17 protein-coding genes are annotated in these 14,789 nt (G+C 69.3%); 7 read left to right on the forward strand and 10 right to left on the reverse strand.

All coding sequences use genetic code 11. The annotated features are described in order from the left end of the window. Nucleotides 1-73 precede the first annotated feature (73 nt). Together AC1RN5_RS03140 and AC1RN5_RS03145 are read left to right on the forward strand one after the other, a co-directional pair. The gene (locus AC1RN5_RS03140) at nt 74-469 is read left to right on the forward strand and encodes a cupin domain-containing protein (RefSeq protein ID WP_493039804.1); all 396 of its coding nucleotides are present in this window, start codon (nt 74-76) and stop codon (nt 467-469) included. A 127-nt stretch (nt 470-596) separates the two neighbouring features. Further along, a complete protein-coding gene (locus tag AC1RN5_RS03145; RefSeq protein WP_493039805.1) occupies nt 597-1,379 on the forward strand; it encodes an SDR family NAD(P)-dependent oxidoreductase in 783 nt (260 codons plus the stop codon). A gap of 36 nt (nt 1,380-1,415) precedes the next feature. On the opposite strand, the gene AC1RN5_RS03150 is transcribed toward AC1RN5_RS03145, so the two are convergent. Genes AC1RN5_RS03150 through AC1RN5_RS03170 form a run of 5 tightly spaced genes read right to left on the reverse strand, consistent with a single transcriptional unit; the run spans nt 1,416 to nt 4,942 of the window. After that, a complete protein-coding gene (locus AC1RN5_RS03150) occupies nt 1,416-1,814 on the reverse strand; it encodes a type II toxin-antitoxin system VapC family toxin (protein ID WP_493039806.1) in 399 nt (132 codons plus the stop codon). Beyond that, complete coding sequence (locus AC1RN5_RS03155) at nt 1,814-2,047, reverse strand: antitoxin (protein WP_493039807.1); 234 nt, start codon at nt 2,045-2,047, stop codon at nt 1,814-1,816. The genes AC1RN5_RS03150 and AC1RN5_RS03155 overlap by 1 nt, the downstream gene beginning before the upstream one ends. A 44-nt stretch (nt 2,048-2,091) precedes the next feature. Next, complete coding sequence (locus AC1RN5_RS03160; RefSeq protein ID WP_493039808.1) at nt 2,092-3,048, reverse strand: HlyD family secretion protein; 957 nt, start codon at nt 3,046-3,048, stop codon at nt 2,092-2,094. A 5-nt stretch (nt 3,049-3,053) separates the two neighbouring features. Continuing rightward, on the reverse strand, nt 3,054-3,803 hold the full coding sequence (locus tag AC1RN5_RS03165; protein WP_493039809.1) for an ABC transporter ATP-binding protein: 750 nt from the start codon (nt 3,801-3,803) through the stop codon (nt 3,054-3,056). Beyond that, complete coding sequence (locus AC1RN5_RS03170) at nt 3,800-4,942, reverse strand: ABC transporter permease (protein ID WP_493039810.1); 1,143 nt, start codon at nt 4,940-4,942, stop codon at nt 3,800-3,802. Before AC1RN5_RS03170 ends, AC1RN5_RS03165 begins: the two co-directional genes overlap by 4 nt. 228 nt (nt 4,943-5,170) lie before the next feature. Between AC1RN5_RS03170 and AC1RN5_RS03175 the strand changes: the two genes are divergently transcribed. Next, a complete protein-coding gene (locus AC1RN5_RS03175; protein WP_493039811.1) occupies nt 5,171-7,246 on the forward strand; it encodes a S46 family peptidase in 2,076 nt (691 codons plus the stop codon). Nucleotides 7,247-7,552: 306 nt separating this feature from the next. Continuing rightward, the gene (locus AC1RN5_RS03180) at nt 7,553-8,845 is read left to right on the forward strand and encodes a hypothetical protein (RefSeq protein WP_493039812.1); all 1,293 of its coding nucleotides are present in this window, start codon (nt 7,553-7,555) and stop codon (nt 8,843-8,845) included. 459 nt (nt 8,846-9,304) lie between these two features. On the opposite strand, the gene AC1RN5_RS03185 is transcribed toward AC1RN5_RS03180, so the two are convergent. Then, nucleotides 9,305-9,658, reverse strand: a complete 354-nt coding sequence (locus AC1RN5_RS03185; RefSeq protein WP_493039813.1) for a hypothetical protein — start codon at nt 9,656-9,658, stop codon at nt 9,305-9,307. 35 nt (nt 9,659-9,693) lie between these two features. Beyond that, entirely contained in the window at nt 9,694-10,737 is a 1,044-nt protein-coding gene (gene cysK / locus AC1RN5_RS03190) for a cysteine synthase A (RefSeq protein WP_493039814.1), read from the reverse strand. 81 nt (nt 10,738-10,818) lie between these two features. Here cysK and AC1RN5_RS03195 point away from each other — a divergent pair, with 81 nt between their 5' ends. Beyond that, nucleotides 10,819-11,184 (forward strand): nuclear transport factor 2 family protein, encoded by a 366-nt coding sequence (locus AC1RN5_RS03195; protein ID WP_493039815.1) that lies wholly within the window; start codon nt 10,819-10,821, stop codon nt 11,182-11,184. Here AC1RN5_RS03195 and AC1RN5_RS03200 read toward each other — a convergent pair. After that, entirely contained in the window at nt 11,181-11,708 is a 528-nt protein-coding gene (locus AC1RN5_RS03200; protein ID WP_493039816.1) for a GNAT family N-acetyltransferase, read from the reverse strand. The genes AC1RN5_RS03195 and AC1RN5_RS03200 overlap by 4 nt on opposite strands. A 366-nt stretch (nt 11,709-12,074) precedes the next feature. Here AC1RN5_RS03200 and AC1RN5_RS03205 point away from each other — a divergent pair, with 366 nt between their 5' ends. Continuing rightward, entirely contained in the window at nt 12,075-12,869 is a 795-nt protein-coding gene (locus tag AC1RN5_RS03205; protein WP_493039817.1) for an SDR family oxidoreductase, read from the forward strand. Between the two features lie 41 nt (nt 12,870-12,910). Here the strand turns inward: AC1RN5_RS03205 and AC1RN5_RS03210 are convergent, their stop codons facing one another. Next, nucleotides 12,911-13,333, reverse strand: a complete 423-nt coding sequence (locus tag AC1RN5_RS03210; protein WP_493039818.1) for a hypothetical protein — start codon at nt 13,331-13,333, stop codon at nt 12,911-12,913. A gap of 178 nt (nt 13,334-13,511) precedes the next feature. On the opposite strand from AC1RN5_RS03210, the gene lepB reads away from it, so the two are divergent. After that, nucleotides 13,512-14,249: a signal peptidase I gene (lepB, locus tag AC1RN5_RS03215; protein WP_493039819.1), complete on the forward strand. Its 738-nt coding sequence runs from the start codon at nt 13,512-13,514 to the stop codon at nt 14,247-14,249. Between the two features lie 9 nt (nt 14,250-14,258). Here lepB and AC1RN5_RS03220 read toward each other — a convergent pair whose 3' ends face one another. Continuing rightward, nucleotides 14,259-14,708 (reverse strand): hypothetical protein, encoded by a 450-nt coding sequence (locus AC1RN5_RS03220; RefSeq protein WP_493039820.1) that lies wholly within the window; start codon nt 14,706-14,708, stop codon nt 14,259-14,261. Nucleotides 14,709-14,789 lie beyond the last annotated feature (81 nt).

Genomic DNA, 14,789 nt, shown 5'->3' on the forward strand with positions numbered 1-14,789 from the left:
CCGCCAATGATCCCGTGCGTCCTGGATCCTCCAGGACGCGGACGGCGTCGCCGCGCCAGGAAAGGGAACGCCGATGAAGGGCTTTGTCGCAGACATCGAGGAACTGACGGAGGACAACAAGGACTTCCGCCGCGTGCTCTATACCGGCAAGCACCTGCAGCTGGTGCTGATGGCGCTGAGGCCGGGCGAAGACATCGGCGAGGAGGTCCACCCGGACCACGACCAGTTCTTCCGGGTCGAAAAGGGCAAGGGCGAGGTCTGGATCGACGGCGTGCGCACCAAGATCAAGGGCGACGACGCGATCATCGTGCCCGCCGGCGCCAAGCACAACGTCATCAACACCGGCGACAAGTCCCTCAAGCTCTACACCATCTATGGCCCCCCCGATCATAAGGACGGGATCGTGCGGGCCACGAAGGCGGAGGCGGAAGCCACCGAGGAGCACTTCGACGGGAAGACCACCGAATAGACCCCCGACGGTCGACGCGGCGTCGAACCCCGCGCAGATCGGCGCGGGGCCCTCGGGTCTTGGCTAGACTTCCCCTCCGTCGCCCGGCGAAGTTGCCGGCGCAAAAGCAAAGACAGGGAAAGACACCATGGATCTCACCAACGCCTCGGCCCTGGTCACCGGCGGCGCCGGCGGCTTCGGCAGCGCCACGGCGCGCCGCCTCGCCCAGCGGGGCATGAAGGTGGTGATCGCCGACGTGGCCGACGCCCGCGGCGAGGCCCTCGCCAAGGAGCTCGGCAACGGCTCGGTCTATGTCCGCACCGACATCATGGACGAGGAGTCCATCGCCCGGGCCGTCCAGGCCGCCGTGGACCTCGGTCCCCTGCGCGCCGCCGTGGTGGTGCATGGCGGGCCTCCGGCGCCCGGCGCCACGGGCGCGGCCCGCACGGTCAATCGCGAGGGCAAGCGCATCCCGCTGGCCCACTTCGCCCACACGGTCGGGGTCTATCTCAACAGCGCCTTCGCAGTCACCAGCCAGGCGGCCGAGGCCATGGCGAAGAACGAGCCGCTCGCCTCCAACCAGCGCGGCGTGGTGATCAACACCGCCTCCATCGCCGGCTACGAAGGCCAGCCCGGCCAGGCGGCCTATTCGGCGGCCAAGGGCGGCATCATCGGCATGACCCTGACCATCGCCCGCGACCTGGCCCCGATCGGGATCCGCGCCATGGCCATCGCGCCCGGCACCTTCCTGACCCTGGCCTATTCCGCCCGCATGACCGACGAGGAGGCCCAGGCCAAGTGGGGGCCCATGGTCCCCAACCCCCACCGCATGGGCGATCCCGACGAATACGCCCAGCTGGCCGCCCACATCTGCGAGAACGACTTCCTCAACGGCGCCACCATCCGCCTGGACGGCGCGCAGCGGTTCTAGGGGGAGGGCGGGCGATCGGGTCCGGCCGTCGAGGGCCTATCGAAGCCAGTTCACGACGGTCAGCCCATCGACGCGCCCGAACTCACGCTCGTTGTCGGTGACGACCGAACAGCCGGACGAGATCGCATGGGCGGCGATCAGCATGTCGTTGCCGCCTATCGGCGTGCCCGCCGCCTCGAGCCGGGCGCGAAGATCCCCATAGGCCGCGTCGGCCGGCGCCTCGAAGGGCAGGACCTCCAGCGCGGCCAGCACCAACTCGAGTTGGGCGGTCAGCCGCGGGGAGCCCTTCTTGGCGGCGCCGAACCGCAGCTCGGCGGCGACGATGATGCTGGTGCAGACCGCGCCCTCGCCCACCTGGGCGATCCGCGCGGCGATTTGACCCTGCGGATTGCGCACCAGATCGGAGACGATGTTGGTGTCCAGCAGGTGGCGCATCACAGATCGACAGGGTCCGGAACGCGATCCTCGATCTCAGGGAAGTCCTCGTCGATCGGCGACAGCCCGGCCAGGACGGCCAGCAGCGACTTGGCCGGGGCGGCCTCGAGGATCAACCGGTCGCCTTCCCGGTGCATGATCGCGTCCTCCCCCGGCAGTTCGAACTCTCGCGGGATGCGGACGGCCTGGTTGCGGCCGTTCTTGAACAGCTTGACGTAACGGTGCGCGGTCATAAAAATAGACTAGCATAGGCTGAGGCATATGCCAATCTCCGCCCCTACCGCGCCGCCATCTCCGTCCCGCGCAGGAACTTCACCAGCACCCGCTGCCCGATCAGGAAGGGCGCGCCGTCGGCGCTGACCACCACCTCGACGACCCGGTCGTCGGTGCGCTCGCTGGGGTCGTCGGAGACCAGCTTGCGGGCGCCGAACACCGCGGCCTGGCGCAGCACCGTGCCGCGATAGACCTTGGAGGGGTCGCTCTCCGGGGCGATCTGCACGGTCTGGCCGATACGCACGAAGGGCAGGGCGCCCTCGGCGATCTCGGCGCGGACGATGTGCGGGGCCTCCGGCTCCAGGTCGAACATGGTCGAGACGTTCAGGGTCGAGGCGCCGGCGCCGGGATTGGCGTAGCGCCGGGCGATGCGGCCGTCGGCCGGCGCGCGGACGATGGCCAGTTCCTGGTTGTAGCGGGCCTGGGCCAGGTTGGCCTCGGCGGTGGCGATGGCGGCGCGCTGGGCCTCCAGGGTCGCCTCGGCTTCGCGGATCTTGTCCTGGGCCTGGTCGAGCCGCTGGCCGGCCACGAAGTTCGTCGCCACCAGACCCTGCAGCCGGGCGCGCTCGCGCCGGGCGGTGGTGAGCTGGACCTGCGTCATCGCCAGCTGGGCGCGGGCCTGGCGCACGGCGGCGGCGGCCTCGGCGGCGGCCAGGCGCGGCTCGTCGTCCTCCTGGCGGGCCAGGACCTGGCCCTTGGCGACCCGGTCGCCCTCCTTGACCAGCACCTCGCGCACGATGCCGGCGCGCCGCGCGGCCACCTGGATCATGCCGCCCTCGACATCGGCCTTGCCGTTGGCGATGGCCACATAGGGGCTCTTGGGCGCCTTGGCTGCGGCCACCTTGGCGGCCTGGGCCTTCTGGGCCTTGGCCTTGCCGCTCATCATCAGCCCCCCGCCCGCGGCGAGGGCGATGACCAGGACGACGAGCCAGACAACGTGGCGGCGGAGGAAAGCGAACATGGTCTTCAGGCTCCGATGAGCTCAGGGGTCCGGGTCGGGGCCGGCGTCGTGCGCCGGTCGTCCAGGATGGTCCCGTCTTCGATGTGGATGATGCGGTCGGCATAGGCCTCGAGCCGCGGGTCGTGGGTGACGCAGATCACCGCCGCCCCATGGCTCTTGGCGGCCCGTTGCAGCAGCTGGATGACCACCTGGCCGTTCTCGCCGTCCAGCGCGCTGGTGGGCTCGTCGGCGAACAGCAGGTGCGGCTCCTTGGCGAGCGCGCGGGCGATGGCCACCCGCTGCTTCTCGCCGCCCGACAGCTCCGCGGGGCGCTGGTGCATGCGGTTGGCCAGGCCCACTTCGGAGAGCGCGATCTCGGCGCGGGCCCGAGCCTCGGCGGGACTGAAGCCCTTGTACTTCAGGATGATGGCCACCTGCTGCAGGGCGGTCAGGGCCCCGAACAGGTTGAAGCCCTGGAAGATGAAGCCGCAGTGGTCCAGGCGGAACTTGTCGATCTGGCCCGGGCGCAGCTTCCACAGGTCCTCGCCCATGGCGCTCACCCCGCCACCGTCGGGCTTCAGCAGGCCCGAGAGCGTCGCCACCAGGGTCGACTTGCCCGAGCCCGAGGGGCCCATGACCATGGTCACGTCCCCGTGCAGGGCGTCGAAGTCGACGGACTTCAGCACCTCGATATGGGTGCGGCCGGTCTTGAACCGCTTGGTCAGGCCCTTGGCCACCAGGGCGTGCGCGCCGAGGGCGCCGGAGGAGAGGCTCATCGCAGCAGGTCCGCAGGTTGGCTCTTCTTCAGGATGCCCAGCGCCATCAGGCCCGAGGCCAGGGAGATGACCAGCAGCAGGATGGCGACCCCGATCACCCAGGGCAGGGGGAAGCCCATGGGCAGGCCGCCGCTCCTGGCCAGCAGGGAGATCAGGAAGGTCAGCAGGGCCGTGGCCCCCAGGCCCACGATCCCGACCCAGAAGGACAGCTCGATGACGATCAGGCGCAGGGAGCCCATGGAGACCCCGAGCGCGCGCAGGCTGGCGAACTCCTTGATATTGGCGAGGATCGCCCCGCGCAGGGTCTGGGAGGTGATCCCCACCCCGATCAGGAAGCCCAGGAACACCGAGAAGCCCAGCATCACCCCGATGATCTGCTCCTTCATCAGGGCGCCCTCGTTGGCCTTGGAAAGCTCGGCCCGGGTCCAGGCGCGATAGGCGCCCCGGGCGTTGGCGTTGAGGGCGTCGCGCACCGCGTCGGCGCGGCTGGAGTCGGCGATCTGCACCATCAGCGGCCCGGTCTTGTCGCTCTTCTCCCCCATGCCCAGCAGCCGCATGGTGTCGCGGGAGATCACCACCGAGGGCTGGTTGATGTCGGGATAGCCGTCCAGGACGGCGCGCACCTTGACCGACTTGCCGTTGATGGCCGCCCCGTCCCCGGGCTTGACCCCCAGGCGGGCGAGGGCCGTGCGGTCGATGGCCACGGCGTAGGGTTCCTGCAGGGCCAGGCGCACGCTCTCGGGATAGTCCACGGGCAGGGTCACCGCGCCCTGGCGGGTGTCGACCATATTGACCTGGACATAGGTGGTGATGGCCTTCTTGCCGTCGGTGGGCCGGTTGTTCCAGCGCGCGCCGTCGCCGTCGAAGCTGGCCACCTCCACCACCTCGGGGTTCATGTAGATCTGCGGCTGGATGCGGCGGGGCAGGCCCGAGGGGCCGGAATTGATCAGGCTCTCGGACTTGGCCGGCAGGATCATGATGTCGGCCCGCGAGCGGTCGATGGTCGCCGTGGCGCCCTTCACGATGCCGGTGAACATCCCCACCTGGGCCAGGATCAGCAGGCCCGAAAAGGCCAGCGCGATCACGGCCGCCAGGTACCGGCGCCATTCGTAGACGAGCGTGGCCAAGGCCAGTGACATCGGGTCCCTCCAACCGCCGCAGGATGTGTGCGCAGGGCCGCCCGGAACCTAGTTAAAACCCTGTAAGGCGGCGCTTTTGGGGCCCTAATCGCATGAATTATAAGTAACTTTCCAGGCCGACCCGGCTAAGCCCTTGATCGCAAAAGGCTCTAGCCAGGGGGCTGTTACGTTGTTACGGAACGCCCCTCGCGGCCTCCCCCGGCGCCGCGAAACCTCATCGGGATATTCATGCTTCGAAAGACCCTGGGCGGAGCCCTCGCGCTCGCCGCCGCCGTCGCCTTCTCCGCCGCCCCGGCCCTCGCCGACGAGGGCATGTGGACCTTCGACAACTTCCCCGCCGCCAAGGTGCAGGCGGCCTATGGCGTGAAGGTCGACCAGAAGTGGCTCGACCGCGTGCAGGCGGCCTCCGTGCGCCTCACCAGCGGCTGCTCGGCCTCGCTCGTCTCCAAGGACGGCCTGGTCTTCACCAACCACCACTGCGTCGTCGACTGCGCCCAGAGCCTGTCGGACGGCAAGACCGACTATGTGAAGGACGGCTTCCTCACCGCCGCCCGCGCCGAGGAGAAGAAGTGCCCCGGCATGCAGGCCGAGGTGCTGGTGGGCGTCACCGACCTGACCGCCGACATCGCCAGGGCCACCGCCGGCAAGACCGGCCTGGACTTCGTCAAGGCCCGCGACGCCGCCCGGGGCGCGGCCGAGACCGTGGCCTGCGGGACCGACCCGGCCTTCCGCTGCCAGCTCGTCACCCTCTACCGGGGCGGCCAGTACAAGCTCTACAAGTACCGCAAGTACGCCGACGTCCGCCTGGTCTTCGCCCCGGAATTCGCCACCGCCTTCTTCGGCGGCGACCCGGACAACTTCAACTTCCCGCGCTTCAATCTCGATACCGCCTTCGTGCGGCTCTATGAGAACGGCAAGCCGATCGCCTCGCCCCAGCACCTGATCTGGCAGAGCCGCGCGCCCAAGGCCGGCGAGGTCACCTTCGTCTCCGGCAATCCCGGCGGCACCGACCGCATGCTCACGGTCGCCCAGCTGGAGACCCAGCGAGACCTGACCCTGCCCATCAGCCAGCTGCAGCGCTCGGAGCTGCGCGGCCGGCTGATCGAGTTCTCCGGCCGCGACGCGGAGTCCAAGCGCATCGCCACCGATCCCCTGTTCGGTGTCGAGAACAGCTTCAAGGTCTTCTACGGTCGCCAGTTCGCCCTCAACGACCGGGCCTTCATGGACGCCAAGCGCGCCGCCGAGGCCGACCTGCGGGCCAGGGTCGCCGCCGACCCGAAGCTGGCCGCCGACATCGGCGACCCCTGGGGCGAGATCGCCAAGGCCCAGACCGCCTACGGCGACCGCTACCTGCGCTACCGCCAGCTCGAGCAGGCCGCCGGCTCGCTCTCCGAGACCTTCACCTATGCCCGCGAGCTGGTCCGCGCCGCCCAGGAGCGCGCCAAGCCCGCGGCCGAGCGCCTGCCGGAATACGGCGACGCCGGGCTCGCCCTGATGGCCAAGGAGATCCTCGACGAACAGCCGGTCGATCCCACCCTGGAGCAGCTCTACCTGGCCTTCTGGCTCTCCAAGACCCGCGAATACCTCACCACCGACGACGCCGCGGTGAAGCTGCTGCTGGGCAAGGAGAGCCCCGAGGGCCTGGCCGCCCGCCTGGTGGCCGGAACCAAGCTGGCCGACCCCGCCGAGCGCAAGCGCCTCTGGGACGGCGGCCTGGCCGCCATCACCGCCTCCGACGACCCGATGATCCAGCTGGCCCTGCGCCTCGATCCCGCCGCGCGCGAGGTCCGCACCGCCTGGGAGACCGAGGTCTCCGGCCCCACCGACCGCGCCGCCGAACGCATCGCCCGCGCCCGTTTCGCCGCCTATGGCGACGCGGTCTATCCCGACGCCACCTTCACCCTGCGCCTGTCCTACGGAAAGGTGGCCGGCTGGACCCATCGGGGTGTGACCGTCGCCCCCTTCACCACCTTCGCCGGCCTCTACGACCGCGCCACCGGCGCCGAGCCCTACCAGCTCGCCCCCCGCTGGGTCGCCGCCAAGGACAGGCTGAACCCGAACACCGTCTTCGACTTCGTCACCACCAACGACATCATCGGCGGCAACTCCGGCTCCCCGGTGGTCAACGCCAAGGCCGAGATCCTCGGCGCCGCCTTCGACGGCAACATCCACTCTCTCGGCGGCGACTACGGCTACGACGGCGCCCTCAACCGCACGGTGGTGGTGGCCACCTCAGCGGCGACGGAAGCCCTGGAAAAGGTCTACGGCCGCACGGCCCTGGTGAAGGAACTGACGGGGAGGTAGCGGACCTGTTCCTCCCCTACGTAGCGGGGGAGGGGGACCGCGCCGCAGGCGTGGTGGGGGGGGCGGCCCCACCCACGGCGCTCGGTCTCGCCCCCTCCACCGCTATCGACGGTTCCCCCTCCCCCGTGAACGGGGGAGGAAAGGGGTCAGCGCTCCGGCTCGTCGTCCAACACCACCGGCGAGGCGTAGCCCGGCGACCTGTCGTCAGCGGACCATCTCACGTGGTGAAAGCGCGGATGGTGTCCCAGCGCTTCGCCCAACCGCATCAATTGACATGACACAGTAGGCGCCTGACCCTTCGGGTCGATGGGGTGGGATGATCCTGTAGGGCGGCTGAGCGATCCAACAGCGGACGAGTTCCGTAAGTGGGTCTCCTGGCCCCGTGTCCACGAGTTCTTCGGCGTCCCGGGCCCGTCATATGCCGTCGTCGAGAAGCTCTTGCGTCGCCTCACGGCTGGCACCCTCTTCGCTGGCGCCGAGATAGCTTCGTGGCTGTCTGACGGCGTGAGAAAGACGCGGGGTCGCACAAGCGTTGATCCGTCGTGGTGGGCGTCAATCAGTGCGACGGCGCTGACCGACGCGATTGAAGCCGGCGATATTGTGATTTCCGTGCCGGATCGCGACACGGGGGCCGTTTCAACCATCAACCTGGAAAACATGCGCTTCGAGTGGTCGGGGATTTACGACGCACTGCCCGGTCTTCAGGCGAAACTCCACCCCATGACTGCCGGCGCCGCTCAGAGCCCGCCGCCCATCCCAACTCGCTCGATTGCAAGCTTGCCAGCGGCCCCGGCACCCAAGCCGCCTTCTTCAGATATCGATCCGGATGACGCTTCCCCAGAGGATTTCGCCCGCTGGCTGACCCCAGCAGAGACGCTCGCGTCGCTTAAGGAGCTGGGGCAGCAGGCCGCTGTTGATGAGGTTCTGCGGCGTGCGAAGGTTGGGCGCGTGCGGGCGGCGGGCAGCGCAAACTGGCGCAGCGACGGCGAGGATCGCAGCGAAGAGTGCGCCGTCATACCTAATGGATGGTGGGAACGGGGCGAAGGCCTGCTGCACCCCCACGAGCACTTCTGGAAGACCGGCGGGATCACCTTCCACGTCCGGACACGCGGCATTAGAGACCCCACGGTTCCCATCCACTACTTCGGAGTGAAGTTTCAGCCCAAGGGCATATTCGGCATCCTAGGCAGAGAACCGCCGCCGACCGAGGAGGCCCGACGAGCCGATAACCAAGCCTCCTGGGCGAAGCTGGCAGAGACTGTGATGCCGGCTCTAGAGTCTGCGGTCGCAAAGATGAAGCCTGAGATGGACAAGGTTTCTGCGAGCCCCCTACCGCCTCATGAAGATGGACCCGCCCCCAAGGGGATCGCGAGGCGCAACGGGCAACGGAAGGCCATCGGCGACTTGCCATTCGCGCCGGATGACAAGCTCACCATTTGGTACGAGCAATATCATGCGAGGCGACCTGGCGACGTCTATCGGGTGGTAAAGCCTCTCGCCGAAAAGCACTTCCATGGTCGGTTCAAGGTCGGGAAAAACCAACTCTACGACATCATGAGAGTTGTCCATGGCGGAAAGCTAAAGTCCGGAAAACGCTAAATTTCCCACCTATTTCTGGGAAATATAACTTCCCCAGTGGGAAATATAATCGGGAAGTTACAACGTCCCAGTGGCGGGTAATTTTCCGATCAAGGAACCTGTCTCTCGATGGCGCTTCGGCAATCCAGCCAACGCCAGGGGAGACGCCGATGCGCTTCACCAGAGGCCCATGATCCTAGAGCCAGAAACGGAGACGGACGGCCTGCGCTAACAGGTCGCCCGTCCGTTCCAACCGGGCCGCGTCGCGGCGAGGAAGGCTCTCAATGCCCAAACCCTCTCACGGCGCGGCCCAAAGTGCCAACCTCTTTCAGAGGAAAAATGCCCGTGAACACTCGTGTCAAACTGCGGCGCCCGCGCCGTGTCCGTCACGTCTTCCGGGTCCGCCACGCTTACCGGCGTCCGGACCCGATCTAACCTTTAGGAGGGCTGCGCGGGGAAACTCGCGCGGCTTTTCCGCGCCTACCGCAGCCCCGCAGCCTTCGCCTCGCTCCGGTCCTTCGCCCAGCGGAAACCCAGCAGCGCCATGATCGCCACCCGCAGACCCCACAGCAGCCCATCGCTCGTCCCCGCCGGGGCCAGCAGGCTGACGGGCAGCCCGGCGAACAGCAGCAGCTTCAGGCTCCAGCGACGCCACAGGCGCGCGCGATACCCCGCTTGCCACGCCGCATGCTCGGCGTCCTCCTCGGTCTCTGACCCCGTCAACACCCCCGCCGGCACAGCGATCCGCTCCACCTTCGGAGAAGGCGAAGCCGCAGCCGCCCGCGCCACCGGCGGCGGGGCGTAACTCGGAACCTGTCTGCGTCCAAAGCTCATGGCGGCAGGCTAGGCCCGCCACCCTGAACGCCCCGTTAGTCCGGCTTGCCGAACGGCGTGGAGTCGAAGATCGCCTGCTCGTCGGGGGTCATCTCCACCGGCACGTCGGCGAACAGCGGGGTCGACAGATAGCGCTCCCCGGTGTCGGGCAGCATGCAGAGGATGTTGGCCCCCTTGGGCGCCGACTGCGCGATCTTCAGGGCCCCGGCGAAGGTGGCGCCCGAGGTGATGCCCACGAACACGCCCTCCTGGTCGGCCAGCTTGCGGCTCATGGCCATGGATTCGGGGCCGGCGATCGGCAGGATCTGGTCGATCAGCGATAGGGCCACGGCGTCCCCGGTGAGCTTGGGGATGAAGTCCGGCGTCCAGCCCTGCATGGGGTGGGGCTTCCAGGCCGGGTGGCCGGCCGCGGCCGAGCCGTCGGGATTGCGCGCCTGCTCGGCCCCGCTCCCCAGCAGCTGGGCGTCCTCCGGCTCGCAGACGATGATCTTGGTCTTGGGGCTCTTGTCCTTCAGCACCCGGGCCACCCCCTTCAGGGTGCCGCCGGTGCCGTAGCCGGTGACCCAGTAGTCCAGGGTCTCGCCCTCGAAGTCCTCCAGGATCTCCAGGGCCGTGGTCTTGGAGTGCATGTCCGGATTGGCTTCGTTCTCGAACTGACGGGTCAGGAACCAGCCGTGCTTCTCGGCCAGCTCCACGGCCTTGGCCACCATGCCGGTGCCCCGCAGGGCGGCCGGGGTGGTGATCACCTTGGCGCCCAGGAACCGCATCAGCTTGCGCCGCTCCACCGAGAAGCTCTCGGCCATGGTGACGACGAGGGGGTAGCCCTTCTGGGCGCAGACCATGGCCAGGCCGATGCCGGTATTGCCGCTGGTGGCCTCGATCACCGTCTGGCCGGGCTTCAGCGCCCCGGACTTCTCGGCGGCCTCGATGACGCCGAGCGCCAGGCGGTCCTTCACCGAGCCCAGGGGATTGAAGGCCTCGACCTTGACCCACAGGTTCACGCCGGGCGGGCCCAGCTTGTTGATCCGCACCACCGGCGTGCGGCCGATGGTTTCGAGGATGGACTGGTATCGGGCCATGGGAAGTCTCCGCTCTTGCGCCGGGCGCGTCGGGGCTCAACCTATGGCGCATCCCCGCCACCGCAACCCCGGAGTGCGATCATGCCCAGCCGCGCCGCCGTCGAGGCCTTCGTGGCCCAGGTGCTTTCCGGCGCCCACGACCAGGCCATCCTCGACCACTACGTGGAGGACGCCTGGATGCAGGAGAACCAGGGCGAGCCCCGCCGCGGCCGCGACGCCCTGGCCGAGGGCGAACGCAAGACGCTGGCGCGCGTGAAGGGGGTGCGCACCGAAATCCTCGGCCCCGCCCTCATCGACGGCGACACCGTGGCCATCCGCTGGCGCTTCACCTTCACGCCCATGGAGGGCCCCGACCGCGCGCTTGAGGAGGTCGCCTGGCAGACCTGGCGCGGCGACAAGATCGCCGGCGAGACCTTCTTCTACGACCCCGCCCAGATGGCGGGCTAGTCGAACGCCACCCCCATCGTCGTGGTGGCCGCCTCATGCCAGTCCTTGCGGGTGCGGCTGTAGATCAGGCAATCGGCCGGATCGCCCGCGCCGAAGCCGGAGCTGCGCAGCAGGCCCTCGCGGGTGAAGCCGCAGCGTTCGGCCAGCTTCCAGGAGGCGGTGTTCCAGGCCTCGATCATCAGCTGCTGGCGGTAGAGTCCCGGCCGCTGGTCAAACAGCAGGTCGGAGAATTCCCGCACCGCCGGCGCCGCCAGGCCCCGGCCCCGGTCGGCGGGATCGTGCAGGATATAGCCCAGCTCGAAGCCGTGGATGCAGGGGGCGGACCGGTAGAACTGGCAGGTCCCTACCAGCCGCTCCTCGACGGTGATGGCCACGGCGCCGGACTCCGGCGTCCAGAAGCCGTTGGCGGCGAAGGTCTCCGCCAGACGGTCGGGGTCGGTCATCGGTTCGGTGATGGAGAGGGTGAAGGGATAGCGGGCGATCTGCGGCAGATCGCTGGCCTGGATACGTCGGATGGTGGTCATGGGAAGGCCTTCGGACATGGGACGTCGGAGCCCGCGAAAGCTCGCGGGCGGCGAGGCGCTCGGTCGCGCCGATGTCCGGGGTCAGGCCATGGGGGAAGGCTAGCGGAGATCGCCGGGGCGTCAACGGCCCAGATCCTCCCCCAGGCGCGTCGCGCCGATGTGGGGGAGGTGGCGCGGGCCGCAGGTCCGCGTCGGAGGGGGATCGACGTAGTCGACTGCCGTCAAACGAGAGTCAAAATCCCCCTCAGTCAGCTTCGCTGACAGCTCCCCCAGCGGGGGAGCATCTGACGCCCCCGACGCCGGGTCACCCTTTCTCACCTCCGCGCCGCGCCCTAAGCTCGGCGCAACGAAATGAGAGGAAACCCCATGGCCCAAGACACCCAACTCGTCGGCAAGACCTGCTTCGTCGCCGGCGCCTCCAGCGGCATCAATCTCGGCATCGCCAAGCGCTTCGCCGCGGCCGGCGGCAATGTCGTCATCATCAGCCGCAGCGAGGAGAAGATTCAGGCCGCCGCCAAGGAGGTCTCCACCTTCGGCAAGCCCTGCATCGGCATCGCCGCCGACGTCCGCGACTACGCCGCCGTCGAGGCCGCGCTGAAGCGCACCCACACCGAGTTCGGCGACATCGACATCGTGCTCTCCGGGGCGGCGGGCAACTTCGTGGCCCCGGCGCTCGGCATGAGCGCCAACGGCTTCAAGACCGTCGTCGACATCGACCTGATCGGCACCTTCAACGTCCTGCGCGCCTCCTTCGAGTTCCTGCGCCGGCCCGGCGCGAGCCTGATCTCCATCACCGCCGGCCAGGGCGAGCGGGCCTCGATGTTCCAGGCCCATGTCTGCGCCGCCAAGGCCGGGATCAACATGCTCACCAAGTGCCTGGCCCTGGAGTGGGGTCCCGCCGGCGTCCGCGTCAACGCCGTCTCGCCCGGCCCCATCGCCGACACCGAGGGCATGGCCCGCCTGGCCTCGACCCCCGAGGCCGAGGAGCGGGTGAAGAGCCGCAATCCGATGCGCCGCTACGGCACCAAGGACGAGATCGCCGACATGTGCCTGTTCCTGTCCTCGGATCAGGCCAAGTACGTCAACGGCGCCATCGTCCCCGTCGACGGCGGCTCCGGCTGCGGCGACGCCTCCGGCAACGCGCTCGCCAACTACGCCTGAGGTTTAGGCCTTCCCCGGGGTGCGCGGCGCGCCGGGGGAGGCTACCGCGCCCTTGTCCCCACCACCCCGCCGATCCAGGCGCAGGGCAGGGCGGTGGCCGCGAGCGCGATGGGATACCAGCGCGGCCCCAGGTCCAGGTTCCAGGTGGCCGCGACGCCCAGGGTGGCGACCGCCGTTCCGAACGCCCCCAGGATCATCGCGTGGGCCATCGGCCGCGAGGGCGCCAGGCGGGCGGCGATATAGCTGCCCAGGGCGCCGAACACGCAGCGGTAGGACAGGGCCAGCAGGTTGTCCCCCGTCTCGTTCATCGGCTCGCGCCCCGGCGGGTAGACCCCCAGCGCCTGCAACACCGTGTCCGCCGCGATGGACAGCACCGCCACCGCGGCGAACCCCGCCAGCAGCGCCACCACGCTCTGCAGCCAGGCGTGGAGCTTCGTCGTTCCCCTGGTCGTTTCGACTGTCATGCCCGTCCCCTCCCGTCTCCCAGGCCCCCAGGACGCTGGGGAGACCGCCGATCCGACAACCTGCGCGAGCTTTTGTCGAGTGTCAGGACACAAATCCGCCGCGTCCGGACAGGACTCCGGTTGCGCCCCGCCCGCCGCCCGGCCAGGCAGGCTCACCCGACCCCCAGCCAGGACCGCCATGTCAGCCAAGCCCACCCCTCGCGACGAATGGATCGAGATCGCCCGCACCGTCGCCTACGCCCTGCTCATCGCCCTGGTGCTGCGGGTCGGCCTGTTCCAGCCCTTCACCATCCCCTCGGCCTCCATGGAGCCGGTTCTGCGCCAGGGGGACTACGTCATCGTCACCAAGTTCGACTACGGCTGGAGCCGCTACTCCATCCCCTTCAGCCCGCCCCTGCCGGCCGGCCGGCTGTTCGGCAAGCCACCGGCCCGCGGCGACGTGGTGGTGTTCAAGCTGCCCCGCGACCCGCACATCGACTACATCAAGCGGGTGGTCGGCCTGCCCGGCGACCGCATCCGCGTCTCGCGCGGCGCGCTGCTGGTCAACGGCGTGGCCGTGCCGCGCAAGCCCCTGGCGCCGGGGCAGGACACCGCCGGCGTCCCGGTCCGGCGCTTCGCCGAGACCCAGGGCCCCGGCCGCACCTACGTCACCTACGACCAGGGACCCGGCCACCAGGGCGACGACACCGAGACCTATGTGGTGCCGCCGGGCCGCTACTTCATGATGGGGGACAACCGCGACAACTCCCTCGACAGCCGCTGGCCCGCCGAGCTCGGCGTCGGCCTGGTCCCGGCCGACAACCTGGTGGGCCGCGCCCGCACGATCCTGATCTCCTGGCGCCCCGGCGCCTCGATCCTCAAGCCCTGGACCTGGCTGAACCTCGACCTGTCGCGGAGTTTCAAGGCGGTGGGGTGAGCCTCGAACTCAGCGCCGCGCGCCGGCCCCGTATTCGGCGAAGCTCACCACCCCGTCGCCGTTGGCGTCCAGCCGCCGGAACTCCGCGGGGCTGACGGCCCGGTCGCCGTCGGCGTCCAGGCGTTCGAACTCGGCGGCCAGGCTGGGCCTGGCCAGGGAGGGCAGGGCCGCGGCCCCCACGGCGGCGGCCACCAGGGCGCCGGCCGCCAGCCGCCGGATCCGTCGCGCCCGGACCGGCGCCGCGGCGGCCAGGTCCTGCTCGATGAAGCCGCGCAGGGCCTCGCTGGCCGAGCGGCCCTGGGCCTGGCAGCGGGCCATGAAGGCCTGCTTGGTGGGATGGGGCAGGCGGATCTCCAGGGAGTCGCTCTTCTTCAGGCGTTCGGACATGGGCATGACGGACGTGACGCGGCCGGTCGCCGCCACCCCAGCCAAGCCCATTTCGCGCCCGGGCGACAGCATATTCCTGTCCGGACAGGCCGGCTTGCTCGAAAAAATTACACATGTAATCTCGACTCCGCGCGGTGGTCGCGAAGGAGAACG

Source organism: Phenylobacterium sp. GW821-FHT12F10 (genome assembly GCF_058806695.1).